Below are 25,753 nucleotides of genomic sequence, written 5' to 3'. Positions count from 1 at the left end.
CAGGGGCGGGTCGAACCGGACGGGCGACAGGAGGTGGGCGCGTGGTCGCTCCGCGCAGCCTTCCCGGTCCCGCCGAGATCCCCGCGCCCGGCTCGCCGGCCCGCCCACCCCGTGCCTCCGAGCACGGGCGCATCGAGTCGGTGGCGGCCCGGTGGTCCCAACTGATCCACGACGGGGACCCGAGCGCGGCAGGCCACTTCGCCACGGTGCTGCGCCAGCTCGCCGCCACGGTGCACGCCGAGCCGTTCTGGCCGCTGGCCGCGCGGAGCATCGGAGCGCAGCTTGTGCCCATCGGAGCGTGCCGTCGCCCGAGCGGTCTCGGTGACGAGTTCGGGGACGTGATCGTGCCCAGCCTCCGGCTGCTGCGCCGCGACGCGCCCGCGGCGCTGGGCCTGGACGGGCGCGACGGCGAACTGCGTCTCGCCGCGGTGCTGGATGAGCTGGTGGCCGGCGCGGTGGGTGCCTACCGCGACCGGCAGCGCCCCGCCGCCCCGGTGCGGGGCCGGGCGCCGACGGTCCTCGACTGGCACATTCGCGCGGTCTACGAGCAGGGCGCCGTGGGGATCGCGATCCTGGCCCTCGACGGCCAGGTCCTGGACCTCAACCCGGCGCTGTCGGACATCGTCGGCCTGGGAGGTCCGCTCGACCAGCCGCGTCCGGTGTCGGACTTCGTGCACCCCGACGACATGGTGGACGTCGTCGAGCGGCTGCAGCGGCTCGTGCGCGGCGAGCCCGAGGTCATGCGCCTGGAGCTGCGGCTCGTGCGCGCCGACTCGCGGGTGCGGTGGGTGCACGCCACGGCCTCGCGGGTGCTCGGCGACGACGGCAGCGCGTCGCACCTCATGGCCGTGGTCGAGGACGTCTCGGAACGCCACCGGCTCTGGTCGCGGCTGCACGAGGCGTCCTTCTCCGACCAGCTCACGCGCCTGCCGAACGAGGCGGTGGCCGACCAGTGGCTGGAGCGCGCGTTCGCCGGGGACGGGCCGGAGAACGTGGGCGTCTGCGCGCTCGATCTGGACGGGTTCCACCCGATCGGCGACGAGCTGGGCCAGCAGGTCGGTGACCGGCTGCTGCTCGGTGTCGCGGGCAGGTTGCAGCTGGCGGCCGGTGACCACGTCGTGTGCCGGACGGGCGCCGACGAGTTCGCGGTGCTCGTGGCCGATCCCGCGGGTGCGGCCGAGGTGAGCAGGCTCGCCGACCGCCTGCAGGCGGCGCTGGCCACGCCGTTCCGGATCGACAACCACACCCTGGTCGTGTCCGCGAGCATCGGAGTGGCCGAGGCGGCGACCGCGCAGGGCAGTGCCGCGGAGCTGTTGCGGGCCGCCGACGTGGCCCGCGCGTGGGCGAAGGCGCTGGGCGGCGGGCGGCGCGTCGTGTTCGACTCGGAGCGCGACGCCGCGGAGGCCGCCCGGTTCGCGCTGCTCTCCGGGCTGCGCGGGGCGATCGACCGCGGGGAGTTCCGGCTGGTCTACCAGCCCCTCGTGCGGCTGGCCGACGGCCATGTGCGGGGCGCCGAGGCGCTCGTGCGCTGGCAGCATCCCGAGCAGGGGCTCGTCGGGCCCAACCGGTTCATCGAGCTCGCCGAGCAGAGCGGCGCGATCGTGCCGCTCGGCCGGTGGGTGCTGGAGGCGGCGTGCACCCAGGCCGCGGCCTGGTGGCACGAGCTGGGCGACGCCGCGCCGTTCGTCAGCGTGAACGTCTCCCCGGTGCAGCTGGCGGAACCGGCGTGGGTGCACGAGGTCACCGGGGTGCTGGCCGCCACCGGCCTGCCGCCGCACCTGCTCCAGCTGGAGATCACCGAGCAGGCCGTGCTCCGTGACGAGGTGGTGGTCCTCGACGCGCTGGGCGCGTTGCGGGAGGCGGGCGTCCGGATCGCGCTGGACGACTTCGGCACCGGCTACTCGAGCCTCGCCTGGCTGCGCAGGCTCCCGGTGCACGGGTTGAAGATCGACGGGTCCTTCATCGACGGGCTGCGCAACCCGTCCGCCGACCCCACAGACTCCTCGATCGTCCGGGCTTTGGTGGAGCTCGCGCACGCCCTCGGTCTCGAGGTCACCGCGGAGTGGGTGGAGACGGCCGTGCAGGCGCAGCGCCTCGCCGAGCTCGGCTGCGACCTCGGGCAGGGCCGGTGGTTCGGTGACGCCGGTCCCGGAGGCTGGGTCCCGGGCCTCCAGCGGCGTAGCATCGGCCGTTGAGCCGCCGTCTGCGCAAGGAGCGAGTTGTGGGCCCGAGTTCCGCCAGGAACCAGCAGCCGACCCGACGCAACCCGGAACCCGAGCTCGACCCGGAGGCCCACGACCCGGCCCCCCGCGAGGAGTGCGGCGTTTTCGGGGTCTGGGCGCCGGGTGAGGACGTCGCCAACCTCACCTACTACGGGCTCTACGCCCTGCAGCACCGTGGCCAGGAGGCCGCCGGCATCGCCGTCTCCGACGGTCGCCGCATGGTCGTGTTCAAGGACCTCGGGCTGGTCAGCCAGGTCTTCGACGAGCAGGTACTCTCCTCGCTGAAGGGCCACCTCGCCGTCGGGCACTGCCGCTACTCCACCACCGGCTCCACCTCGTGGGAGAACGCGCAGCCCACGTTCCGCACCACCGCCACGGGGAGCGGGATCGCGCTCGGCCACAACGGCAACCTCGTCAACACCGCCGAGCTGCGCGACGAGGTCATCGCCCTGCGCGAGGGCACCCCGCGCGGGCAGCGCGGCGCGATCCCGGCCAGCACCGACTCCGACCTGATCAGCGAGCTGCTGGCCGCCTCCGCGGCCGACACCGGCGTGGAGGAGGCGGCGCTGCGGCTGCTCCCGCGCGTGCGCGGGGCGTTCTCGCTCGTGTTCGCCGACGAGCAGACGCTCTACGCGGCGCGCGACCCGCACGGCGTCCGGCCGCTGGTGCTGGGCCGCCTCGAGCGCGGCTGGGTGGTGGCGAGCGAGACCGCGGCGCTGGACATCGTCGGCGCGTCGATGGTCCGCGAGGTGGAGCCCGGCGAGCTGCTGGCCATCGACGCCGAGGGGCTGCGCAGCTCGCGGTTCGCCGCGCCGGAGCCGAAGGGCTGCGTGTTCGAGTACGTGTACCTGGCCCGGCCGGACACCACCATCTCCGGGCGTTCCGTGCACGCCGCCCGGGTCGAGATCGGCCGCAGGCTCGCGGCCGAGTTCCCCGCCGAGGCGGACCTGGTGATCCCGGTGCCCGAGTCCGGCACCCCGGCGGCCATCGGTTACGCGCAGGGCGCCGGCATCCCCTACGGCCAGGGCCTGGTGAAGAACCAGTACGTCGGCCGCACCTTCATCCAGCCCAGCCAGACCATCCGGCAGCTGGGCATCCGGCTCAAGCTCAACCCGCTGCGCGAGGTCATCCGCGGCAAGCGGCTCGTCGTGGTCGACGACTCCATCGTGCGCGGCAACACCCAGCGCGCGCTCGTGCGCATGTTGCGCGAGGCCGGCGCCCTCGAGGTCCACGTGCGCATCGCCTCCCCGCCGGTGCGCTGGCCCTGCTTCTACGGCATCGACTTCGCCACCCGCGCCGAGCTCGTGGCGAGCGGTCTGGACACCGAGGGTGTGCGCCGCTCCATCGGCGCCGACTCCCTGGGCTACGTCTCCGTCGACGGGATGATCGCGGCCAGCGAGCAGCCCCGCAGCCGCCTGTGCGCTGCGTGCTTCACCGGCGAGTACCCGATCGCGTTGCCCGACGAGGCGCGGCTCGGCAAGCACCTGCTCGAGGAGCTGGTCGTACCGAGCGACGTCACCGGTGCCGCGTCCGGTGACCCGGGCCCGCTCGCCGTCGGTTACGGTGCCGCCGATGCGCTCGGCCGGCCCTGACCCGGTAGCAGGCCCTACCCGATCCCCGGCGGTGCGCCCGCCGACCCCGACCGCCAGGAGCGCGACGACCATGCCCCGGACCCGCACGTCACAACCCGAGGGGGCAGGTGCGAGCTACGCATCGGCCGGGGTGGACATCGACGCCGGGGAGCGCGCGGTCGACGCCCTGCGCCCGCACGCGGAGAAGGCGGGCCGGCCCGAGGTGATGGGGGGCATCGGCGGGTTCGCCGGGCTCTTCGCCCTCAAGTCGAGCCGCTACAGCGAGCCCGTGCTGGCCTCCTCCACCGACGGCGTCGGCACGAAGGTCGCGATCGCGCAGGCCCTCGACAAGCACGACACCATCGGGCTCGACCTGGTCGCGATGGTCGTCGACGACCTCGTCGTCTGCGGGGCCGAGCCGCTGTTCATGCAGGACTACATCGCGGTGGGCAAGGTCGTGCCCGAGCAGATCGCGTCGATCGTCAAGGGCATCGCCGACGGTTGCCAGCAGGCCGGGTGCGCCCTCCTCGGGGGCGAGACGGCCGAGCACCCCGGGCTGATGGAGGCCGGCGCGTACGACGTGTCGGGCACCGGCGTCGGGATCGTGGAGGCCGACGCGATGTTGCGCCCGGACCGCGTGCGCCCCGGCGACGTGCTCCTGGCCCTCGGCTCGTCGGGTCTGCATTCCAACGGCTACTCGCTGGCCCGGCACGTCCTGCTGGAGATCGCGCGGCTGCCGCTGGAGGGCCACGTCGAGGAGTTCGGGCACACCCTCGGCGAGGAGCTGCTCGCCCCCACCCGGATCTACGCCCGCGACTGCCTCGCGCTCACCGCGGAGACCGGCGTGCGGATGTTCTCGCACATCACCGGCGGCGGGCTGGCCCGCAACCTGGAACGCGTGCTGCCCGAGGGCGTGGACGCGGTGGTCGAACGCGGCACCTGGACCCCGGCGCCGGTGTTCAAGATGATCGCCACCCGCGGCCGCGTCGAGCGCGCGGAGATGGAGCAGACGTTCAACATGGGCGTCGGCATGGTCGCCGTCCTGCCGGCCGACGACGTCGACCGCGCCCTGGCCGTGCTCACCGCGCGCCACGTGCCGGCGTGGGTGCTGGGCGAGGTGCGCCGCGGCAAGAGCCGGCCCGGGCGGAAGGTGCACATGAAGGGCGATCACCCCCGCTTCTGACCCACCATGATCGCGAGTATCGGTTGTCCATTGCTGTGATCACGACAATGGGCAACCGATACTGCGGATCTTCTCCGGCCACCGCTCAGTTCCGCCGTCCTGGCCGGTCCATCCTCCTGTCGGCTCCACCACGGAGCGCACCACTCGAAGGAGATGGACATGAGCGAGACCACGACCTCCAGCTACTCCTACACCCTCACCCGTGAGCTCGACGCTCCGGTCGAGAACGTGTGGGCGGCCTGGACGCAGCCCGACCACTACGCGCAGTGGTCCGGCGCGGTGCGGTCCTCCCTCCGGATGGACGTCCGCCCGGGCGGCGCCTGGCAGGCCACGATGTCCGCTCCCGACGGCTCCGAGTTCCCGCTGACGGGCTCCTACGGCGAGGTGGTCGAGAACCGGCGCCTGGACGTCGCCATGGACCTCCCGGACGGGGATTCCACGGTGATGGCCATGGAGTTCACCGACCTCGGTGGGCAGCGGACCCGCATCACCGTGTCGCAGTCCTGTGCCACTCCCGAGGCGCGGGACGGATCGGAGCAGGGCAGCGGCATGCTGCTCGACGGTCTGGCCGCGTACGTGCCGACGATCTGACACCGTACGAACGGCACCTTCGTCCTGCTCTATCGGACGAATGCGCCGTTCGTACGTGTGGAGGGGGCCTCGCGCAGCATCGGGGGGTGCAGAGCCGTCGCCTTGCCTCGGCGGAAGAGTTGGCCCGGGCGTCCTCGGCCGCCGCTGACCTTTGTCCCCGTCGGCTCCAGGAAGCCTTCGGTGTTGGTGACCTTGCGGGAGAAGTTGCGCGGGTCGGGAGTGGTGTCCCAGACGGCCTCGTAGACCCGGCGCAGCTGGGAGATCGTGAACTCCGGCGGGCAGAACGCGGCGGCAAGCGTCGTGTACTCGAGCTTCGCGCGGGCGCGCTCGACGCCGTCGGCGAGGATCTGCAGGTGGTCGAACGCCAGGGCGTCGACCTTCACCACCGGCCACCAGGTGCCCTCACCGGGAGGCTCGGGCAGGTCCGGCACCAGCGCGAGGTGCCCGACGCTCAGCACGCGCCCGCGCGGGTCCCGGTCGGGGGCCGCGTAGCCGGCGAGCTGCTCGAGGTGGTGGCCCTGGATCGCCAGGCCGGTCTCGGCGAGCTCGCGGCCTGCGGCGTCGAGCAGGTCCTCGCGACCCTGCACGAACCCACCGGGCAGCGCGAGCTCCCCGGCGAACGGCTTGGCCTGCCGCTCCCGCAGCAGTACGCACAGGATGCCGTCCCGCACGGTGAGCACCACCAGGTCCACCGCTACCGCGAACAGGTTGCCGCGCATCGTCCTCCCGACTTCTCGTCGGCCTGACGCTACCCGATGTCGATCACTCGGCGTCCGTCGCGGGACCCCTTCGGGCGACGAACGGCACTCTCGTCAGCTAGGTATCGACGAAAGTGCCGTTCGTTGCTCAGGGATGGAGCTCCGCCACGTGGACCGGGCGGTGCTCGCGCAGCGAGAGTGCGGCGGCCTCCGCGATGAATGCCACCTCCAGCGCGTCCTGCACCGTGCAGGGGGACCGGCGCGTGCCCGCGACCACCTCGGTGAACGCGGCCAGCTCCGCGCGGAACGCCGCGGCGAGGCGGTCCATGAAGAAGCTGTGCGGCGGGCCGGCCGGGAACGTGACGCCCGGCTCCAGCGAGCGCAGCGGCAGCCCGTCGTCGAGGCCTGCGGCGGCGCTGTCGGCGGTGCCGTGCAGCTCCAGGCGCACGTCGTAGCCGCGCGGGTTGCCGCGGCTGTTCGAGACGACGCCGAGCGTGCCGTCGTCCAGCGTCAGGATGGCGGCCGCGGTGTGCACGTCGCCGATGTCGGCGTACAGCGGGTCGCCGCGGTCCGAGCCGGTGGCGTACACCTCCACGACCTCCCGTCCGGTCGCCCAGCGCACCGCGTCGAAGTCGTGCACGGCGCAGTCGCGGAAGATGCCGCCGGACCCGGCGAGGTACGCCGCGGGCGGCGGCGCCGGGTCGAGCGTGGTGGAGCGGACGGTGTGCAGCCCGCCGAGCTCCCCGCCCTCGACGGCCGCGCGGGCGGCCAGGAACGCCGGGTCGAACCGGCGCGGGTACCCGACCTGCACGGGCACGCCCGACTCCTGCACCCGCCGCGCCACCGCCGCGGCGTCACCGACGGCGCGGGCCAGCGGCTTCTCGCAGAACACCGGCAACCCGGCCTCGACGGCCGCGAGCACGAGCTCGGGGTGCGTGTCGGTGGCGGCCGCGACGAGCACGCCGTCGACGCCCGCGGACAGCAGCTCGGCCACCGAGTCGACCGGTTCGGCGCCGACGCGCGCAGCCACCTCCTTCGTGGTGGCCGGCAGCGCGTCGGTGACGACGAGCGAGTCGACGGCCGGCAGGTCGGCCAGCGTCCGCGCGTGGAACGCGCCGATCCGGCCCAGCCCGACGAGTCCGAGGCGCATCAGTCCAACCCTCCGAAGACGTTCTGATCCCAGTCGATCACCGAGCCGGTGACGACGCCGCTGCGCTCGGACAGCAGCAGCACCACGAAGTCGGCGATCTCGTCGACCTGCCCGAGCTTGCCCATCGGCAGCCGCTGCGCCGCCTGTTCGCGCCAGCCGTCGTCGGCGTCGTGGAAGCGCCGCTGGGTGGCGTCCTCGCCTTCGGTGTCGGTCCAGCCGATGTCGAGGCCGTTGATCCGGACCCGGTCGAAGCGGTGGGCGTGCGCGGCGTTGCGGGTGAGCCCGGCGAGGCCGGCCTTGGCGGCCACGTAGGGCGCCAGGTAGGGCTGCCCGCCCAGCTCCGAGGAGGAGATGACGTTGACGATCGTGCCGGGCGCGCCGCGGCCGAGCATGTCGCGCACGGCGGCCTGCATCAGGAAGAACGGCGCTCGCAGGTTGATCGCCACGTGCGCGTCGAACAGCTCGGGCGTGGTGTCGAGCAGCGTGCCCCGCGAGGTCAGGCCGGCCGCGTTGACCAGGCAGTCGATCCGCCCGAACGCCTCGACGACGGCGGCGACCGAGGCCCGGGCCTGCGCGACGTCCGCGACGTCGGCCGGCACGAACAGCGCCTCGGCCCCGGCGGCGCGCAGCTCGGCGACGAGCTCCTCGCCCGGCTCCCGTCGCCGCCCGGACACGGCCACGGGGGCGCCCTCGCGCGCGGCGGCCCGCGCCACCCCGGCGCCCACGCCCTGCGTTCCGCCGCTGACCAGCAGCACCTTGTCGTGGAGAAGGGGCATCAGGTGGTCCGGCGGCGGTCGGAGTGCGCGGTCAGCGCGGCCTCGAACTCGGCGGGTTCGAGGCCCTGTGCCAGCGCTTGCCGGACGAGGTCGGCCTGGCTCGCCGGGGCGAGCCCGTCGACCGGTGGGTCTCGGTCGAGGTTCGTGGGGAACGGGTAGCCCTCGGCGGCCGCGGCGACGGCAGGCTCGGGCGCGGGGTGCGCGCGCAGGGCCGGGTAGACGGCGCGGCAGATCCGGTCGCGGTCGACGCTCTCCATGGCCCGCCCGAACGCCGACGAGACCTGCAGCAGGTTGGCCGCCCGCCGCACGTCCGCGGACCGGTTGTGCCCGGCGCCGTGGATGACCGCGGGGTTGAAGAACGCGGCGTCGCCCCTACGCAGCGGCAGCTGGACGTGGTGACGTGCGAAGTGCTCCGCGAACTCGGGACGCCCGGTCGCGAGGTAGCCGGGCCCGTACTTCTGCGAGTGCGGCAGGTACATCGTGGGCCCGCTCTCGACGGGCATGTCGGTGTGCGCCACCGCACCCTGCAGCGTGAGCACGGGGGAGAGGCGGTGCACGTGCGCCGGGTACCGCTCGATCTGCGCCGGCGACAGGAACCCGAGGTGGTAGTCGCGGTGCCCCACCTGCGCCTCCCCGCCCGGGTTCACCACGTTGACCTGTGAGGTGACCTGGTAGCCGGGGCCCAGCCAGGCGTCCGCGACGAGCGCGAGAACGGGGTTGGCGTAGTAGTCGACGAACACCTCGGGCGCGCGCACGGCGAGCTTCTCGAGCGCGTTCCAGACGCGGTCGTTCGCACCGGGCTTCGCGAAGTGGTCGCCCGCTGTCGTGCCGCTCGCGCGCTGCTCGGCGATCATCTCCTCGAACGCGGCGGTGGCGCGGTCGACGACGCCTGCGTCGGGGTAGGCGCCGCGCACCACCACGACCCCGGGCCCGTCGGTGAACGCGCGGACCAGATCGGCCCGAACCGCGTCACCGCGCGCGGCGAGCAGTCGGTCGGCGTCGTAGACCAGCACCTCGTCGACGACGTCTGCCGCCAGCGGGTGGTCGTGTGGATCGGTGTGCTCGGCGAGCACCGCGAGCAGGTCCTCGAGCCGGCAGGCGGCTTCGGACCAGGGGGTGTCGGGGGCGTGCGTCGTTGCCATGGAGGCTCCCGTTGCAGCGTTTTAAAGCGCTTTAGCCATCAGGTACGATCCTCCCGGTCGCGAAGAGTGTCAAGGGGGTGCCGTGAACCGGAGACCACGCCTGGAGGACGTCGCCGCCGAGGCGGGCGTCTCGACCGCGTCCGTCTCCCTCGTCCTGCGCGACGTGGCGGGCCCGAGCGCGCAGACCCGGGAGCGGGTGCTCGCGGCCGCCGCCCGCCTGGGCTACCGCGCCGACCGCACGGCCAGCATGCTCGCGCGCCGCCGCACCCGCCTGCTCGGCGTCCCGGTCATGCTGCGCGACGCGTTCCGGGCCGAGCTGGCCGAGGAGGTGCAGCTCGCCGCCGACGCGCGCGGGTACGCGGTGGCACTGGGCGCCGTCACCGCCGCCTCCGGCGAGGAGCGCGTCGTCGACACGCTGCTCGACATGCGCTGCGAGGCAGTCCTGCTGCTGGCGCCCGAGCACCCGGCCGCGGCACTCGCCGCTCTCGCGTCGCGCGTCCCGGCTGTCGTGGTGGGGCGGCGGGTGCGCCCGGACGGGTTCGACGTGGTGCGGGTGGACGACGAGGCGGGCGTCGCCGAGGTGGTCGAGCACCTCGTCGGGCTCGGGCACCGGCGGATCGTGCACGTCGACGGCGGGTCGGCGGCCATGGCCGCCGACCGCAGGACGGGCTTCCACGCCGCCCTGCGCCGGCACGGCCTGAGCCCGGGCCGGGTGCTCGCCGGTGGCTACGTGGAGGCGGCAGGCGCGGACGCCGCGCGCGAGCTGCTGGCCGGGCCGGAGCTGCCGACCGCGGTCTTCGCGGCCAACGACCGCTGTGCCATCGGCCTGCTCGACGTGTTCCTGCGGGCGGGCGTGCGGGTGCCGCAGGACGTGTCGGTGGTCGGCTACGACGACGGCGAGCTGGCGCGCCTCGCCCACATCGCTCTGACGACGGTGAGCCAGGAGGCCGCCGAGCAGGCCGGTCGCGCGGTGGCGGCGGCGGTGGAACGCCTGGACGGGGAGCGCACCGAGCCCGTCGAGGTGGTGCTCACCCCGCGCCTGGTCGTTCGCGGAACGACGGCCCCTCCGCGCTGACCCGGCCCGGGTCGCTACGCGTCCGTCGCGTCGGCTGATTCCGGCGGTGTCACCGGGCGTCTGCGCTGCTCGCGTGCGTGTTCGGCGATCGCCGCCTCCACGGCCGCGTGCACGGCGGCGGGGGAGACGTTCGGGTCCACCCGGCGGGCGGCTGCCAACGATCGCGAGGACACGGAGATATTGATCATGGTGGTCGCCCCCTTCGGCGTTCGGATCCCGGCTGCTCTGCGGACTATCGTCCCAGCGGTCCGGAGCGTGTCACCTCCGGGTGAGGCCTGCGTCACTCTGTCGTGGAATGGTTCCCCAGGAGCGCGCGCAACTCCTCCACACTCGTGCGCACGTCGGTCAGCGGGCCCTCACCTCGTGGCTCCTCCGTGAGGATCGTGTCCTGCTCCAGCACGTACCAGCCGGTGTAGCCCTCGTCGCGCAGGTGTCCGACGATCGCGGCGAAGTCGACATCGCCCTGCCCGACGGGCCGGTAGACGCCCTCGCGGACGGCCTCGGTGTAGGTGCGCCGCCCGGACTGCACCTGCTGCGCGAGGCCGAGGTCGACGTCCTTGACGTGGGTGTGCGCGATCCGGTGCGGGGCCTGGCGGGTGAGCTCGGCCGGGTCGGTGCCGCCGATGAGCAGGTGCCCGGTGTCGAGGCAGAGCGCGATCGACGAGCCGTCGAGCACGCGCTGCACCTCGGCGCCGTTCTCCACCATCGTGCCGACGTGCGGGTGCAGGACCGCCTTCACACCGTGCGCGGTGGCGAGCACGTGCAGCCGGTCGAGGTTGCCCAGCAGCGTCGCCCAGCCGTCGGCGTCGAGCTCGGGGCGCTCGTCGTAGCCGTCCAGGCCGGTGACGGCCGAGAGCACGAGCACGTCCGAACCGGTCGCCGCGTAGGTCTTCAGCAGCTCCTCCACGTCGGGCACCGGGTCCTGGCCGGGGACGTGCAGCAGCAGCGGGGTGAAGCCGCCGATCGCCTGCAGGTCGTGGCGCGCGAGCACGTCCGCGGTGGCGCCGGGGTCGGCGGGCAGGAACCCGTCGGGTCCGAGCTCGGTGGCGGCGAGGCCGACGTCGCGCATCTCGGCGAGCACCCGCGCGGGCGGCAGCTGGTAGCCCCAGCCGGGGACCTCGCACACGCCCCACGAGATGGGTGCGCCTGCGATCCGGTCAGCGGTCATGCGGAAACCTCCTGGGAGAGGGTCACGGGGCGGCCTGTCCGCCACGAGGTGTCGGCCGCGGCGGCCAGGTCGAACGCCGCGAGCGCGTCCCGGCCGGTGACGCGGGGCGGGGCGCCGGTGCGCACGCACTCGGCGAACGCGTCCAGCTCGGCGGCGTAGGCGTGCGGGTAGCGCTCCTCGAAGTCGCGCACGAGGTCGCGGGACGCGGTGCCGGGCGTGCGCCACTCCAGCCCGCGGCGGTGCGGGGCGTCGATCCGGGCGGTGGCGAGCGTGCCCATCACCTCGGTGGAGCACTCGTAGCCGTAGCGGGCGCCCCGGCTGTTGTCGATGACGCCGAGCGCGCCGTTCGCGAAGCGCAGGACGACGACGGCGGTGTCGATGTCGCCCAGCTCCGCGAACGCCGGGTCGGAGGCGGCGCCGTGCGCGCTGACCTCGACCACCTCGCCCACCAGCCAGCGGGCGACGTCGAGGTCGTGCACGGTGACGTCGACGAAGAAGCCGCCGGAGCCGGCGAGGTAGGCCGGGTCGGGCGGGTTCATGTCCCGGAGCGAGGTGCGCAGCAGCGTCACCTCGCCCAGCTCGCCGGCGGCGATCCGGTCCGCGGCGGCCACCCAGTCCGGGTCGAAGCGGCGGTGGAAGCCCACCTGGAACACCACGCCGGTGGCCTCGACCGCCTCGATCGTCGCGACCGTGGTGGCGCGGTCCAGCGACACCGGCTTCTCGCAGAACACCGGCATCCCGGCGCGCGCGGCGGTGACCGAGAGCTCGGCGTGCGTCCCGGTGGGGGTGGCGATCGCGACCGCCTCCGACCGCTCCAGCAGCTCGTCGAAGCTCGCCGCCACCGGCACGTCCAGCTGGGACGCCAGGATCTTCGCCCGGGCCGCGTCGGCGTCGTAGACGCACGCGAGGCCGGCCCGCGCGCAGCGGGCGACGAGGTTCGTGGCGTGGATGCGGCCCATCCGGCCGACCCCGGCCAGTCCGATCCCGAGCTTGCTCACGAGTCGAGCCCGTGCTTGCGCATGTACTCCTGCACCTTCTCCCGGTTGGCGACCAGCGACTCCCGCGCGCGCTCCTCCCACGCGAACACGCAGACCGTCGCGATCCCGTCGAAGCCGACCTCGGCGAGCGTGGCGAAGAACAGGTCCCAGTCGACCTCGCCCTGCCCGACGTCGAGGTGCTGGTGGACGCGCGCGGTGGAGCCGGGCGGGTTGACGATGTAGCGCAGGCCCGAGGACCCGGTGTGGTCGAACGAGTCGGCGATGTGCAGCTGGGTGAGCAGCGGCCCGGCGTGGCGCATGACGCCGGCCAGGTCGCCGCCCTGGTGGAACGTGTGCGGCGCGCAGTACAGGAACGTCACCAGGTCGGAGTCGATCCCGCGCACGAGGTCGACCGCGGCCCGGCCGTCCTCGCAGAAGTCGTCCGGGTGCGGTTCCAGCACCAGCCGCACGCCCTCGCGCTCGAAGACGGGCAGCAGCTCCTCCAGCGACCGCCAGAACTGCGCCTCGCTCGCCTCCGCGGCCTCCGGCCGCCCGTTGAACTCGGAGTTCATGACGTCGCAGCCGAGGTCGACCGTGACCTGGACGGCCCGCTTCCAGTACCGCACCGCGGCCTGGCGGGCGTCCTCGTCCGGGCCCGACCAGCGGTAGAGCGGCAGCACCGAGGCCAGCTCGACGTCGGCCGCGGCCAGCTCGCGCCGGAACGCGGCGATCTGGTCGCGCCCGGCCCGCGGGTGGACGAAGAACGGGAGGAAGTCATCCCGCGGGGACAGCTCGATGTGGCGGTAGCCCAGCTCGGCGACGACGCCGGGCAGCTCGAGCAGGGGCGTCTTCCGCAGCATGTACGGGTCGACGGCGAGCTTCACGGCGCCACCTCCTCCTGGGCGGCCGACTTCGCGTACAGGTCGGGCCGCTCGCGCAGCACGACCGGTATCCGCTGCCCGCTGTGCAGCGCGGCCAGCCCGGTCTCGCACGCGACGGTGGCGGCGTAGCCGTCCCAGGCGCTGGGACCGGTGGTGCCGCCGGCCGTCACCGCGTCGATCCAGGCCTGGAACTCCAGGTCGAACGCGGTGACGAACCGCTCGCGCCAGTTCTCCGGCACGCGCCCGGAGTGCCGGCCTGCCCGCTTGACGACGACGCCTGCGCTCTCCGACAGCTCGACAGCGCCGTCCTCGCACACGACCTCGCCGCGGATGTCGTAGCCGAAGCCGGCGTTCACCATGGCCTCGACGTCGACGAGCACGCCGCCGCGCAGCTCCAGCAGCACGAGCAGCGGGTCGTGGAAACCCGCCGCGGCCTTGCTGCTCGTCCGCGGCTTGAGCACGGTGACGGCCGCGAGCTCGTCGTCGAACATCCACCGCGCGACGTCGATGTCGTGCACCGCGGAGTCGTTGATGATCATTTCGCTGGTGAAGTGCGGGGGCACCGACGGGTTGCGGTGCGCCGCGTGCATGAGCAGCGGCGCCCCGATCTCCCCGCCGGTGACCGCCGACTTCATCGCCCGGTACTGCGGGTCGAACCGGCGCATGAACCCGACCATCACCTGCCGCCGGCCCGCCGCGACCTCGGCCTCGACGATCCGGTCGCAGGCCTCCCGGGTGGTGGCCAACGGCTTCTCGCAGAACACCTGCTTGCCGGCCGCGATGCCGGCGAGCACGTACTCCTCGTGCGTCGGGCCCCACGACGTCACGACGACGGCGTCGACGCCCGGATCCACGATCAGGTCCTGGCCGGTCTCGTGGACGACCGCGCCCGGGAGGTCGTCCACGACGGTCCGGGCGCGCTCGAGGTCCACGTCCGTGACGGCGGCGACCCGCGCCCCGTTCAGGACGTGGGTGAGCCGCCGGATGTGGTCCTGACCGATCATGCCGGTGCCGATCACGCCGACGTTGAGTGTCACGGGGGATCCCTTCCTGCGTCGTCTGTTCGCTCCGCAAGCTCCGCTCAGCGCCGTCTGTTCGCTTCGCAAGCTCCGCTCAGCGCTTGAGCTCGTGCGACAGCTCGGCGAGCTCCTGCCCGCCCGCCATCTCGGCGGTGAGCTCCTCGAGCGTCACCTCGGAGCGCTTCTTGTCGAGCACCCGGCGACCGAGCTTGAGGATGATGAAGTGGTCGCCGACGAGGAACGCGTGGTGCGGGTTGTGCGTGATGAACACGACGCCGAGGCCGGCGTCCCGGGCGGCGGCGGTGTACTTGAGCACCACGCCCGACTGCTTGACGCCGAGCGCCGCGGTCGGCTCGTCGAGGATGAGCACCCGCGCGCCGAAGTAGACGGCCCGGGCGATCGCCACGCACTGGCGCTGGCCACCGGACAGCGTGCCGATCGGCTGGTTGATGTCCTTGACGACGATGCCCATCTTGCGCAGCTCGGCGTCGGCGATCTCCCGCATGCCCTTGATGTCCAGCGGGGCGAGCGGGTAGCGACCCTTCCTCATCTCCGAGCCGAGGAAGAAGTTGCGCCACACCTCCATCAGCCCGACGACGGCGAGGTCCTGGTAGACCGTGGCGATCCCGTGGTCGAGCGACTCGCGCGGCGAGCCGAGGTGCACCTCCTTCCCATCCACCTTGAGCGTGCCCTCGGTGTGCGGGTGCAGCCCGGAAATGATCTTGATGAGGGTGGACTTGCCCGCGCCGTTGTCGCCGAGGACGCAGGTGACCTCGCCGGCGTTGACCGTGAGGTCGATGCCCTCCAGCGCTCGGATGGCGCCGTAGGCCTTGCCGACGCCCTCCATCTCGACGAGCGGGGTGCCGACCTCGAGGTTCCGGTCCGCGTGCTCCACGATCGTGTCGGTCACGGCACTCAGCTCCTCCGGTTGAGGGCGTAGTTCTTGACGTAGAGGTTGAGCATGACCGCGAGCAGGAGCATCGCGCCGAGGAAGAACTTGAACCAGCTCGGGTCCCAGCCGGCGAACACGATGCCCTGCGTGGTCATGCCGAAGATGAACGCGCCGACCGCGGCGCCGATCGCCGAGCCGTACCCGCCGGTGAGCAGACAGCCCCCGACCACCGCGGCGATGATGTAGAGGAACTCGTTGCCGACGCCCTGGCCGGACTGCACGGTGTTGAACGCGAACAGCTGGTGCATCCCGTAGAACCAGCACATGAGGGCCACGCCCATGAACAGGCCGATCTTCACCTTGTCCACGGGGACGCCGACGGCGCGGGCGCTGGCCGCGTTCCCGCCGACCGCGAAGATCCAGTTCCCGAGGCGCGTGCGCAGCAGGATCCAGGTGGCCAGTGCCACGAAGAAGATCCACCAGAGCACGGTGATGCGGATCGTCACCCCGCCCACGGCGAACTCGGACGCGAAAACCGCGCGCGCCGAGGCGAACCCGTCCATGTCGGCGACGTTCTGGGTGGCCACCGTGCCGGTGACCAGCTTGGTGACGCCGAGGTTGATGCCTCCGAGCATGAAGAACGAGCCCAGGGTGATGAGGAAGCTCGGGATCCCGGTCTTCACGACCAGGTAGCCGTTGAAGAACCCGACCGCCAGCATGACGATCAGGCTGAGGAACACGCCGACCCACAGGTTGGCGCTGAACTGGTAGCTGATCATCGACGCCGTCAGCGCGGCGGTCACCACCGACACACCGGCCGACAGGTCGAACTCGCCGCCGATCATCAGCAGGGCCACCCCGACGGCGACGATGCCGATCGACGAGCTCGCGTACAGCACGGTCGACAGCGCCGGCAGGCTGCGGAACGGCTCGGCGATCGCGGAGAAGAAGATGAAGATCGCGATCGCCGCCGCGAACGACCCGACCTCCGGGCGGGTGAGCAGGGTGGACAGCAGCGGCTTCTTCGGGCGCTCGACCGCGGGGGACGGCGTCGGTGGGGACGGTTGGGTCGCGACGGGTGAGGACATGGCCCGCTCCAGGGGAGGGTCTGATGGCCCGGGGGGAGCCGGGACCGCCGGCTCCCCCCGGAGGGGTTCTAGCGCGTGTTGTTCTGCGCGTAGTCGACGATCTGGTCGATGTTGGTGGAGTCGACGAAGGACGGTCCGGTGAGCACGGGGCCGCCACCGCCCAGGTCGTTGCCGTTGGTGAGGTTCAGCCACAGCGACGCCACGGACATGTAGCCCTGCACGTAGGGCTGCTGGTCGACGGCGAACAGGATGCGGCCCTCCTGGATCGCGCGGGCCGCGTCGACGTTCAGGTCGAAGGTCGCGACCTTGGCCTGGCTCCCGGCGTCGGTGACGGACTCGAGTGCGGTGAGGGCGAACGGTGCGCCGAGCGCGATGACGTGCGTGATCGCCGGGTCCTCCTGCAGCTTCGCCCCGATCGTCGAGCGCACCGACGGCAGGTCGGTGCCCTGGACGTAGATGTTCTCGGTGTTCGGGAAGCTCGCCGCCACGCCGGCGCAGCGCGCCTCGAGCGCGACGTGGCCCTGCTCCTGCACCACGCAGAGGACCTTCTGGGCTCCGTCCTCGGCGAGGCGCTGCCCGGCGGCCTGACCGGCGATCGTCTCGTCCGACCCGAAGTACATCTTCGCGCCGAACCGCGAGTACTCGTCCTTCCCCGCGTTGAACGCCACCACCGGGATGCCGGCGTCGGCCGCCGCCTTCGCCGCGGGCCCGACCTGCTCCACCTGGGCGAGTGTCACCGCGAGGCCGTCGACCTGGCTGTCGATCGCGTTCTGCACCAGGGTGGCCTGCTCGGGTGCCTGGGCGCCGTTCGAGTACTTCAGATCGATGTTGTGGGCGGCCGCGGCGTCCTCGGCGCCGGCTCGGATCCGGTCCCAGAACGTGTCGCCCGGTTGCTCGTGCGTGACCATCGCGATGGTGAAGCGCTCGGTGTCGACCGTGCCGCCGCTTCCCCCGCCGCCACCGCCCTGCTCCTGCTGTGCTCCGCCCTGGCTGCTGCACGCCGCCAGGCCGAGGCCCAGGACCGCGGTCACCGCCAGCGTGCGCATCGTCTTCCTGGTACTCACCGTTGAGTCTCCTTCCAGTGCACAGCCGGCCGCAGCGGCGGGCTGGGTCAGATCAGTAGGGCCCCATCAGTAGGGCCAGCGCCGCACGGGACCGAGCCCGCAGCCGCGCAGGTAACCGGCGGTGCGGGCACCGATCGGCAGCGGGATGTGCGGCTCGACCGGGTACAGGTCCTGTTCGACCACGGTGAACAGGTCGGTGTCGAGCCGGTCGAGCGCGTCGAGCAGCGGCGGCATCGCCGGCTCCCCGTACGGCGGCTCCACCATCACACCCAGCGGCACCGCCTCGGCGAGCGAGAGCTTCTCGGTGCGGACGCGGTCGCGGACGGCGGGGTCGACCTGCTTCAGGTGCACGTAGCGGATCCGCTCACCGAACCGCTCGATGATCGCAAGGTTGTCGCCGTGGCAGTAGGAGATGTGCCCGGTGTCCAGGCACAGGTTCACGTACCGCGGGTCGGTGTCGGCGAGGAACCGCTCCACGCGCTCCTGCGTGTCGACGTGGGTGTCGGCGTGCGGGTGGAAGACCAGGTCGACGCCGAACTCCTCGAGCAGGAGCCTCCCGAGCCGGTCGTAGCCGGTCGTGAGGTTCTTCCACTGCTCGGGGTCGATGTCGCCGGACTGCGTGGACGTGCCGGTGTGCATGTCCGTGTACTGCTCCGGGAGCAGCACGAGGTGGCGCGCGCCGAGCGCGGTGAGCAGCCGCGACTCCCGGCCGCACGCCTCGACCGCCTCGTCGAGCGCCTCACCGCCGCGGTGCAGGCCCGCGAATATCGTGCCGCCGCTGACCCGCAGGCCGCGGGCGTCCAGCTCGTGGCGCAGCCGCTCCGGGTCCTGCGGGAGGAAGCCGGACGGGCCCAGCTCGGTCCAGACGTAGCCGGCCTGCGCGATCTCGTCGAGGTACTGCTGCCAGCCCACCTGGTGCGGGTCGGACGGGAACCACACGCCCCACGAGTCGGGCGCGGTGCCGAGGGTGAGCTTCTCCAGGGCGGCCATGGTCAGGTCGCCGTCGGGAAGTGGTAGCTGGCGCCGCTGGCGGCAGTGCTGGTGCTCGCTCCGCCTTCGCTCCGCGAGGCCACGTGCGGCCATCGCGACGTCACGACCTTCGCGCGCGTGTAGAACGACACGCCCTCCGGGCCGTGGATGTGGTGCTCGCCGAACAGCGAGTCCTTCCAGCCGCCGAAGGAGTAGTAGGCCATCGGCACCGGGATCGGCACATTGACGCCGATCATCCCCACGTTCACGCCGCGTTGGAACCGTCGTGCGGCCTCGCCGGACGAGGTGAAGATCGCGGTGCCGTTGCCGTACGGGTTGGCGTTGACCAGAGCGATGGCGGCGTCGACGTCGTCCGCCCGGACGACCGACAGCACGGGGCCGAAGACCTCCTCGCGGTAGACGTCCATCTCGGGACGCACCCGGTCGATCACCGTCGGGCCGACGAAGAAGCCGTTCTCGTGGCCGGGGACGGTGAGCCCGCGCCCGTCGACGGCGAGGTCGGCGCCCTGCTCGGCGCCGCTGCCGATCAGGCCGACGATCCGCTCCTTCGCGGCCGCCGTGACGACGGGGCCCATCTCGCTGTCCTGCTCGCGCCCGGGGCCGACCTTCACAGCACGGGCCTTCTCGCTGACGGCCGCGACGAGTTCGTCGGCCGCCTCGCCCACGGCCACCGTCGCCGAGATCGCCATGCAGCGCTCGCCCGCGGAGCCGAACGCGGCGGCGACCATGTGGTCGGCGGCGTAGTCGATCGGGGCGTCCGGCAGCACGACGGCGTGGTTCTTCGCCCCGCCGAGGGCCTGCACGCGCTTGCCGTTCGCGGTGCCGCGCTCGTGGATGTAGCGGGCGATCGGGGTGGACCCGACGAACGACACCGCGACGACCTCGTCGTGCTCGAGCAGGGCGTCGACGGACTCCTTGTCGCCGTGCACCACGTTGAACACGCCGTCGGGCAGCCCCGCCTCCGCCCACAGCTGCGCCACCAGCTGCGACGCACTCGGATCGCGCTCGCTCGGCTTGAGCACGAACGTGTTGCCGCACGCGATCGCCACCGGGTGCATCCACATCGGGACCATCACCGGGAAGTTGAACGGGGTGATCCCGGCGCAGACGCCCAGCGGGCTGCGGAACGAGAACAGGTCGACGCCGCCCGACACCTGGTCGGAGTACTCGCCCTTGAGCAGCGTGGGGATGCCGCAGGCGTACTCGATCACCTCGAGCCCGCGCTGCACCTCGCCGCGGGCGTCGGAGACGACCTTGCCGTGCTCGTCGGAGACGATCTCCGCGAGCTCCTGGGTGCGGGCGTTCACCAGCTCCCGGAAGTTGAACAGGATCTTGGTGCGTTGCGAGAGCGACGCCTGCGACCAGGCCGGGAACGCCGCGGCCGCGGCCTGCACGGCGGTGTCGACGTCCGCCCGGCTCGCGAGCAGCACCTCGGCCTGCTGCTCACCGGTGGCCGGGTTCCAGACCGGCGCCGTGCGGGTGGACTCGCCGGAGGCGGCCTTCCCCCCGATCCAGTGCGTGACGGTCCTCATCGCGGGTTGCCTCCGATCAGGGGGCGCTGGTCGGCTTTGTGCGCCTCGTAGGTCTTGCGGGCGGCGGTGGTGCTGTCGAGCTGCGCGACCTCGGCCACCGGCACGTCCCACCAGTTCTCCGAGTCCGGCGCGGGGGCGAGCGGGTCGACCTCGACGTGGATCGCGGTGGTGCGCTCGGACGCCCGGGAGCGGGCGATCGCCGCGCGGAACTCCTCGATCGTGCGCACCCGGATGACGTCGGCGCCGAGGCTCGCGGCGTTGGCGGCGAGGTCCACCGGGAGCGTCGCGCCGTCGAGCAGGCCGGTCTCCGGGTTCCGGTAGCGGTAGGAGGTGCCGAACCGCTGGGAGCCCACCGACTCCGACAGCGCGCCGATCGAGCCGAACCCGTGGTTCTGCACGATGACGAGGTTGAGCTTGGTGCCCTCCGACACCGCGGTGACGATCTCACTGGCCATCATCAGGTACGACCCGTCGCCGACCAGCGCGAACACCTCGCGCTCCGGGGCCGCCATCTTCACCCCGAGCGCGCCGGCGATCTCGTAGCCCATGCAGGAGAAGGCGTACTCCACGTGGTACTGCTTCGGGTCCCGCGCACGCCACAGCGCCTGCAACTGCCCGGGCATCGACCCCGCCGCCTGCACCACGACGTCGGTGGCGGCCATCTCCTCGTTGAGCGCCCCGAGCACCTCGGTCTGGGCCGGGAGCGGCTGGTTCCCCAGCCGGAAGGACGCGTCGACCGTGTCGTTCCAGGCCGTGACGTCCCAGGTCGAGCGGGCGCGGTAGCCGTCGAGCGCCTCGGTGAGGGCCTCCAGGCCCGCGCGGGCGTCGGCCACGAGCACCTCGCCCGCATGCTTTGCCGCGTCGAACGCCGCCACGTTGAGGTTCACGAACTGCACGCCAGGGTGCTGGAACGCGGTGCGCGACGCGGTCGTGAAGTCGCTGTAGCGGGTGCCGACGCCGATCACGACGTCGGCCTCGCGGGCCAGCGCGTTGGCGACCGGGGAACCGGTCGATCCGACCCCGCCCACGGCCTGGGGGTGGTCCCACAGCAGCGCGCCCTTGCCGGCCTGCGTGTCGCCGACCGGGATGCCGGTGGCCTCGGCGAAGCGGCGCAGCGCGTCGGTGGCCTCGCTGTAGTGCACGCCGCCGCCGGCGACGACCAGCGGGCGCTCGGCGGAACGGATCAGCTCCACGGCCCGGGCCAGCGCGGCGGGTTCGGGCACCGCGCGCGGGATGTGCCAGACCCGGGGCGCGAACAGCTCGTCGGGCCAGTCGTACGCCTCGGCCTGCACGTCCTGCGGCAGCGCGATCGTCACGGCGCCGGTCTCGGCCGGGTCGGTGAGCACGCGCATCGCGCCCAGCAGCGCCGAGGGCAGCTGCTCGGGCCGCCAGACCCGGTCGAAGAAGCGCGAGACCGGCCGGAAGGCGTCGTTGACCGACACGTCGTAGGTGCGGGGGTCCTCCAGTTCCTGCAGCACCGGGCTCGCCACGCGGGTGGCGAACACGTCCGAGGGCAGCAGCAGCACCGGGATGCGGTTGGTGGTGGCCAGGGCGGCGCCGGTGACCATGTTCGTCGAGCCCGGGCCGATCGACGCCGTGCACGCCATGAGCTGCAGCCGGTTGCGCATCCGCGCGTAGCCGACGGCGCTGTGCACCATGCCCTGCTCGTTGCGCGCCAGGTGGTAGGGCAGGTCGACGCCGGTCTGCGTGGCCTCCAGCAGCGCCTGCCCGACGCCGGCCACGTTGCCGTGCCCGAAGATCCCGAAGCAGCCGGGGATCAGCCGGTGCGTGACGCCGTCGCGCTCGCTGTACTGGTTGGCGAGGAACCGCACGAGCGCCTGGGCGACCGTCAGCCTCACTTCTCCTCCATGGTGGTCAGCGGGAGCCGCGGGTCGACGTCCTGCTCGTCCCAGGTGCCGCGCACCCAGGCGTGCGCCGGGTCGTCGCAGATCAGCCAGGCGCGGTCGGGACCCGGCCCGGCCATGACGTTGAGGTAGTAGAGGTCGTAGCCGGGGGTGGCCATCGAGGGGCCGTGCCAGCCGTGGGGGATGAGCACGGTGTCGCCGCTGCGCACCTCGGCGCAGACGTCGATCTCCCGGCCCGGCCCGGAGGTGTAGACGCGCTGGTAGGCGGGGCCGTCGCGGTCCACCTCGAAGTAGTAGACCTCCTCCAGCCGCGCCTCGCCGTCGCGTTCCTCGTCGTGCTTGTGCGGCGGGTAGGACGACCAGTTCGCGCCCGGGGTGAGTACCTCGACGGCGATGAGCTTGTCGGCGTCGAACGTCTGCGGGTTGCAGAAGTTGTTGACCTGCCGGCTGGCCTGCCCGGCGCCGCGCAGCTCCACCGACACACCCTCGGCCGGCCCGTAGCGCGCGGGCAGGCGCCGCGTGGCCCGGGCGGCCGGCAGCGCGAACCGCCCGCCGCCCGCGGACGACACGGTGACCTGGGCGTCGCGGGGCACGTAGGCGAAGTCGGTGACGCGGGAGAAGACGCTACGTCGGCCGGTGACCTCGAACGCCTCCCCGTCGCACTCGACGCGGCAGCCCCCGGACAGCGGCAGCACCACCATCTCGTCCGGCCCGGTCTCGAACGAGGCGCTGCCCCCGGCAGCCAGCTCGAGCACCCGCAGCGAGCTGTAGCCCCACCCGGCGCTCTCCGGGGTGACGACGAGGGAGAAGGGACCGTCGGCGGTCTCGCCGCTGCGGATCACGTGTTCGGTCACAGCAGCCCCACCGCCGCGTCCACCGCTGCCGCCACGTCGTCGCCCGGTGGGTACAGGAGGCTCCTCCCGATCACGAGGCCCTGGACGGTGGGCAGCGCCAGCGCCTTGCTCCAGCTCGCGAACGTCGCGTCCTGGTCCCGCGCCACCTCCCCGCCGAGGATCAGTGCGGGCAGGGTGGTCGCGGACATGGCGCGCTCCATCTCGTCGACGATCGGGACCTTGAGCCAGGTGCGGGCGGACGTCGTGCCGAGGCCTGCGGCCACCGTGGAGGCACGGACCATGGCCTCGGCCGAGAGCTCGTTGCGCACCCGGCCGTCCACGCGGTGCGAGATGAACGGCTCGACCATCGCCATCAACCGGTGGTCCGCGAGGTCGCTCACCGCCCGGCCGCACGACTCGAGCGTGGCCGCGGTGGCCGGGTCCTCCGGGTCGATGCGGACCAGCATCTTCCCGCCCTCGAAGCCGGCGGCCGCGAGGCTCGAGGCGTCGTAGGCGGTGAACCGGTCGTCGATCTCGAAGGCCGTGCCCGCGAGGCCGCCGCGGTTCATCGAACCCACCACGACCTTGTCCTCGAGGGCACCGAGCAGCAGGAGGTCCTCCAGGACGTCCGGGGTGCCGAGCACGCCGTTGACCCCGGGCCGCGAGAGGGCGAGGCACAACCGGTCGAGCAGGTCGGCGCGGTCGGCCATCGCGAGGGGCCGCTCCCCGGCGCGCAACGCTCCTCGCGCCGGATGGTCGGCGGCGATCATCATCAGCCGGCCGTGCCCGGCCAGCAGCGAGCCGGGCCTGCGCCGGCGCTGCGCGGCCTCGGCCACCGCCTCCGGGCGGCGCACCCGCACGTCGACGAGCTCCTGCAACCGGTCAGCTCGCACCGACGGCCTCCTGCACCACCGCATCGACCTCGTCGGTGGTGGGCATGGCCTCGGCGCACGCCAGCCGGCCCGCCACGATCGCACCGGCGGCGTTGCAGAACCGCATCGCCCGTTCCAGATCCCAGCCGGACAGCAGCGTGTGGCACAGCGCGCCGCCGAACGCGTCGCCCGCGCCCAGCCCGTTGACGACCTCGACGGGCACGGGCGGGACCTCCACCTGCGCCGACGGGCCCGGGTGCGCGGACAGCTCGGAGGCGAGCACGCCTGCCGGCCCCTGCTTCACCACCGCGAGCTGCACGCCTGCTGCGTGCAGTGCCGCCGCTGCGACGTACGGCTCACGCACGCCGACCGCGGTCTCGCACTCGTCGAGGTTGCCGACGGCCACCGTGACGTGCGGCAGGGCCTCCTGCATCGCGGCGCGTGCGGCCTCGCGCGACTCCCAGAACATCGGCCGGTAGTCCAGGTCCAGAACGGTGATCCCGCGCTTCCCGCGGGCCTGCAGTGCGCGCAGCGTGGCGTCCCTGCTCGGCTCCTGTGACAGGCCCGTACCGGTCACCCAGAACACGCCCGCTGCGCGCACGGCGTCCATGTCCAGCTCGTCGGCGTGGATCTCGAGGTCGGGCGCCTTGGGGAAGCGGTAGAAGTACAGCGGGAAGTCGTCGGGCGGGAAGATCTCGCAGAACGTCACCGGCGTGGGCAGGTGGGGCACCGGCGTGACGTACCGGTCGTCCACCCCGAAGCCGCGCAGGGCGTCGTGGATGAACTCGCCGAACGGGTCCTGCCCGGTCCGGCTGATCACGGCGCTGCGCCGGCCGTGTCGGGCCGCGGCCACGGCCACGTTCGTGGCGCTGCCGCCGAGGTACTTGGCGAACGTCTGCACCTCGCGCAGCGACACCCCGGTCTGCAGCGGGTAGACGTCCACACCGATGCGGCCCATCGTGAGTACGTCGAGGGCGTGCTCGCGCCCGGCTCCCGGCCCCATCGCGTTCCCTCCGGTCCGCGCCGGACGCACCCCGGCTGCGTGGCCCAGGTGTACTCTGGCCAGCCGCACCTGTCAACACTTTGTCAGGACAAACTGGCTGACGTCGAGCGCACGGGAGCAGGCATGGACACCCCGGCCCCGGGAGCGGCGCTGGACCGCCGCAGCCCCGTCCCGCTCTACTTCCAGGCCGCGGGCAAGCTCGAACAGCTCATCGAGAGCGGGGAGATGCCGGTCGGGGGCCGGTTGGACAACGAGGTGGAGCTGGCGGAGCGGCTCGGAGTCTCCCGGGCCACGATGCGCAGGGCGGTCCAGCACCTCGTCGAGCGCGGTGTGCTCGTGCGCAAGCGCGGGATCGGCACCCAGATCGTGCATCCCAAGGTGCGCAGGCCAGTGGAGCTGTCGAGCCTCTACGACGACCTCGCCAAGTCCGGCCAGCGCCCGACCACCCGGATCAGGGCAGTGGAGGTCCGTCCGGCTCCCGATCACGTCGCCGAGGCGCTCGGCGTCCCGGCGGGCACCGAGGTGACGTGGCTGGAGAGGCTCCGGTTCGCCGCCGGCGAACCGCTGGCGTTGATGCACAACGCCGTGCCGGTGGACGTGCTCCGCCTGCGTGCGTCCGACCTGGAGGAGCGCGGCCTCTACGAACTGCTGCGAGCCGCCGGATACGTGCCTCGGATGGCCGACCAGGTGGTGGGGGCCCGCGCCGCGACGGCCGCGGAGGCCCGGCTGCTCGGAGACGCGCGCGGCGCCGCCGTGCTCACGATGACGCGCACCGCGTGGGACGCGAGCGGCCGGGCCGTGGAGTACGGCTCGCACATCTACCGCGCGAGCCGTTACTCCATCGCGCTCACGCTCTCCAGCTGAACGAGGTCAGCCCCACGGCACCCCCACGCAGCCGCGGTGACCCGCAGCTCAGCGGTAGCGGCGCTGCGGAACCTCGTCGTCGTCGCCGTCGGGAGCGTAGGGGTCGGCGTAGTCGTCCTCCACCTCACCACCGTGGCCGGGCGCCGTGCTCCCGATCTCGTGGCTCCCGATCTCGCGTTGCAACGCGTCGAGATCCATGGTGGGGGAGCTGTACTTGAGCTCTCGAGCCACCTTCGTCTGCTTGGCCTTGGCTCGTCCGCGCCCCATGGCTGGTCCCCCTTACAACAGGGAAGGGGC

The 25,753-nt window shown here is 72.9% G+C and carries 24 protein-coding genes; 6 read left to right on the top strand and 18 right to left on the bottom strand.

Annotated elements, in window-relative coordinates; translation table 11 throughout:
• The first annotated feature begins 41 nt into the window (after positions 1 to 41).
• From CFP66_RS07105 to CFP66_RS07090, 4 genes are all read left to right on the top strand, one after another.
• On the top strand, positions 42 to 2,195 hold the full coding sequence (locus CFP66_RS07105) for a bifunctional diguanylate cyclase/phosphodiesterase (RefSeq protein ID WP_143517148.1): 2,154 nt from the start codon (positions 42 to 44) through the stop codon (positions 2,193 to 2,195).
• 26 nt (positions 2,196 to 2,221) lie between these two features.
• Positions 2,222 to 3,814, top strand: coding sequence for an amidophosphoribosyltransferase (gene purF / locus CFP66_RS07100; protein WP_094921213.1), 1,593 nt, complete (start codon positions 2,222 to 2,224; stop codon positions 3,812 to 3,814).
• A 70-nt stretch (positions 3,815 to 3,884) separates the two neighbouring features.
• A complete protein-coding gene (gene purM / locus CFP66_RS07095) occupies positions 3,885 to 4,976 on the top strand; it encodes a phosphoribosylformylglycinamidine cyclo-ligase (protein ID WP_094921212.1) in 1,092 nt (363 codons plus the stop codon).
• A 159-nt stretch (positions 4,977 to 5,135) separates the two neighbouring features.
• Positions 5,136 to 5,567: an SRPBCC domain-containing protein gene (locus CFP66_RS07090; RefSeq protein WP_198961262.1), complete on the top strand. Its 432-nt coding sequence runs from the start codon at positions 5,136 to 5,138 to the stop codon at positions 5,565 to 5,567.
• A gap of 29 nt (positions 5,568 to 5,596) precedes the next feature.
• Here the strand turns inward: CFP66_RS07090 and CFP66_RS07085 are convergent, their stop codons facing one another.
• The 4 genes from CFP66_RS07085 to CFP66_RS07070 all read right to left on the bottom strand — a co-directional run bounded on the left by CFP66_RS07085 (position 5,597) and on the right by CFP66_RS07070 (position 9,333).
• Positions 5,597 to 6,286: an NUDIX domain-containing protein gene (locus tag CFP66_RS07085; RefSeq protein ID WP_094921209.1), complete on the bottom strand. Its 690-nt coding sequence runs from the start codon at positions 6,284 to 6,286 to the stop codon at positions 5,597 to 5,599.
• Positions 6,287 to 6,413: 127 nt separating this feature from the next.
• The gene (locus tag CFP66_RS07080) at positions 6,414 to 7,415 is read right to left on the bottom strand and encodes a Gfo/Idh/MocA family oxidoreductase (protein WP_094921207.1); all 1,002 of its coding nucleotides are present in this window, start codon (positions 7,413 to 7,415) and stop codon (positions 6,414 to 6,416) included.
• The gene (locus CFP66_RS07075; RefSeq protein ID WP_094921206.1) at positions 7,415 to 8,191 is read right to left on the bottom strand and encodes an SDR family oxidoreductase; all 777 of its coding nucleotides are present in this window, start codon (positions 8,189 to 8,191) and stop codon (positions 7,415 to 7,417) included. The genes CFP66_RS07080 and CFP66_RS07075 overlap by 1 nt, the downstream gene beginning before the upstream one ends.
• Positions 8,191 to 9,333: a phytanoyl-CoA dioxygenase family protein gene (locus CFP66_RS07070; protein WP_094921204.1), complete on the bottom strand. Its 1,143-nt coding sequence runs from the start codon at positions 9,331 to 9,333 to the stop codon at positions 8,191 to 8,193. Before CFP66_RS07070 ends, CFP66_RS07075 begins: the two co-directional genes overlap by 1 nt.
• 82 nt (positions 9,334 to 9,415) lie before the next feature.
• Here CFP66_RS07070 and CFP66_RS07065 point away from each other — a divergent pair, with 82 nt between their 5' ends.
• A complete protein-coding gene (locus CFP66_RS07065; RefSeq protein ID WP_094921203.1) occupies positions 9,416 to 10,408 on the top strand; it encodes a LacI family DNA-binding transcriptional regulator in 993 nt (330 codons plus the stop codon).
• 280 nt (positions 10,409 to 10,688) lie between these two features.
• Here CFP66_RS07065 and CFP66_RS07060 read toward each other — a convergent pair whose 3' ends face one another.
• The 13 genes from CFP66_RS07060 to iolC all read right to left on the bottom strand — a co-directional run bounded on the left by CFP66_RS07060 (position 10,689) and on the right by iolC (position 24,592).
• A complete protein-coding gene (locus CFP66_RS07060) occupies positions 10,689 to 11,576 on the bottom strand; it encodes a sugar phosphate isomerase/epimerase (RefSeq protein ID WP_094921201.1) in 888 nt (295 codons plus the stop codon).
• Positions 11,573 to 12,574: a Gfo/Idh/MocA family oxidoreductase gene (locus CFP66_RS07055; protein ID WP_233159189.1), complete on the bottom strand. Its 1,002-nt coding sequence runs from the start codon at positions 12,572 to 12,574 to the stop codon at positions 11,573 to 11,575. The genes CFP66_RS07060 and CFP66_RS07055 overlap by 4 nt, the downstream gene beginning before the upstream one ends.
• Entirely contained in the window at positions 12,571 to 13,437 is an 867-nt protein-coding gene (locus CFP66_RS07050) for a sugar phosphate isomerase/epimerase (protein WP_094921200.1), read from the bottom strand. Before CFP66_RS07050 ends, CFP66_RS07055 begins: the two co-directional genes overlap by 4 nt.
• Entirely contained in the window at positions 13,434 to 14,471 is a 1,038-nt protein-coding gene (locus CFP66_RS07045; protein WP_094921198.1) for a Gfo/Idh/MocA family protein, read from the bottom strand. The genes CFP66_RS07050 and CFP66_RS07045 overlap by 4 nt, the downstream gene beginning before the upstream one ends.
• Before the next feature lie 76 nt (positions 14,472 to 14,547).
• On the bottom strand, positions 14,548 to 15,300 hold the full coding sequence (locus tag CFP66_RS07040) for an ATP-binding cassette domain-containing protein (protein WP_198961299.1): 753 nt from the start codon (positions 15,298 to 15,300) through the stop codon (positions 14,548 to 14,550).
• A gap of 68 nt (positions 15,301 to 15,368) precedes the next feature.
• Positions 15,369 to 16,433, bottom strand: a complete 1,065-nt coding sequence (locus CFP66_RS07035; RefSeq protein WP_094921194.1) for an ABC transporter permease — start codon at positions 16,431 to 16,433, stop codon at positions 15,369 to 15,371.
• Positions 16,434 to 16,501: 68 nt separating this feature from the next.
• The gene (locus CFP66_RS07030; protein ID WP_233159188.1) at positions 16,502 to 17,497 is read right to left on the bottom strand and encodes a substrate-binding domain-containing protein; all 996 of its coding nucleotides are present in this window, start codon (positions 17,495 to 17,497) and stop codon (positions 16,502 to 16,504) included.
• A gap of 66 nt (positions 17,498 to 17,563) precedes the next feature.
• The gene (locus CFP66_RS07025) at positions 17,564 to 18,487 is read right to left on the bottom strand and encodes a TIM barrel protein (RefSeq protein ID WP_094921191.1); all 924 of its coding nucleotides are present in this window, start codon (positions 18,485 to 18,487) and stop codon (positions 17,564 to 17,566) included.
• Positions 18,488 to 18,489: 2 nt separating this feature from the next.
• Complete coding sequence (locus CFP66_RS07020; RefSeq protein ID WP_094921189.1) at positions 18,490 to 20,019, bottom strand: CoA-acylating methylmalonate-semialdehyde dehydrogenase; 1,530 nt, start codon at positions 20,017 to 20,019, stop codon at positions 18,490 to 18,492.
• Positions 20,016 to 21,878: a 3D-(3,5/4)-trihydroxycyclohexane-1,2-dione acylhydrolase (decyclizing) gene (gene iolD, locus CFP66_RS07015; RefSeq protein WP_094921188.1), complete on the bottom strand. Its 1,863-nt coding sequence runs from the start codon at positions 21,876 to 21,878 to the stop codon at positions 20,016 to 20,018. Before iolD ends, CFP66_RS07020 begins: the two co-directional genes overlap by 4 nt.
• On the bottom strand, positions 21,875 to 22,738 hold the full coding sequence (iolB, locus tag CFP66_RS07010) for a 5-deoxy-glucuronate isomerase (protein ID WP_094921186.1): 864 nt from the start codon (positions 22,736 to 22,738) through the stop codon (positions 21,875 to 21,877). Before iolB ends, iolD begins: the two co-directional genes overlap by 4 nt.
• Positions 22,735 to 23,634, bottom strand: coding sequence for an aldolase (locus CFP66_RS07005; protein WP_198961261.1), 900 nt, complete (start codon positions 23,632 to 23,634; stop codon positions 22,735 to 22,737). The genes iolB and CFP66_RS07005 overlap by 4 nt, the downstream gene beginning before the upstream one ends.
• Positions 23,600 to 24,592 carry a 5-dehydro-2-deoxygluconokinase gene (gene iolC / locus CFP66_RS07000; protein WP_198961260.1) on the bottom strand — a complete coding sequence of 331 codons (993 nt, stop codon included), beginning with the start codon at positions 24,590 to 24,592 and terminating at the stop codon, positions 23,600 to 23,602. The genes CFP66_RS07005 and iolC overlap by 35 nt, the downstream gene beginning before the upstream one ends.
• Before the next feature lie 123 nt (positions 24,593 to 24,715).
• Here iolC and CFP66_RS06995 point away from each other — a divergent pair, with 123 nt between their 5' ends.
• Entirely contained in the window at positions 24,716 to 25,456 is a 741-nt protein-coding gene (locus CFP66_RS06995) for a GntR family transcriptional regulator (RefSeq protein ID WP_094921183.1), read from the top strand.
• A 48-nt stretch (positions 25,457 to 25,504) separates the two neighbouring features.
• Here CFP66_RS06995 and CFP66_RS06990 read toward each other — a convergent pair whose 3' ends face one another.
• Positions 25,505 to 25,723: a DUF3073 domain-containing protein gene (locus CFP66_RS06990; protein WP_094921182.1), complete on the bottom strand. Its 219-nt coding sequence runs from the start codon at positions 25,721 to 25,723 to the stop codon at positions 25,505 to 25,507.
• Between the last annotated feature and the right edge of the window lie 30 nt (positions 25,724 to 25,753).

It is taken from the genome of Pseudonocardia sp. MH-G8 (assembly GCF_002262885.1).
Classification (GTDB): Bacteria; Actinomycetota; Actinomycetes; order Mycobacteriales; family Pseudonocardiaceae; genus Pseudonocardia.
The sequence above is the reverse complement of the archived record's forward strand: the minus strand, read 5'-3'. Positions and strand labels throughout refer to the sequence as shown.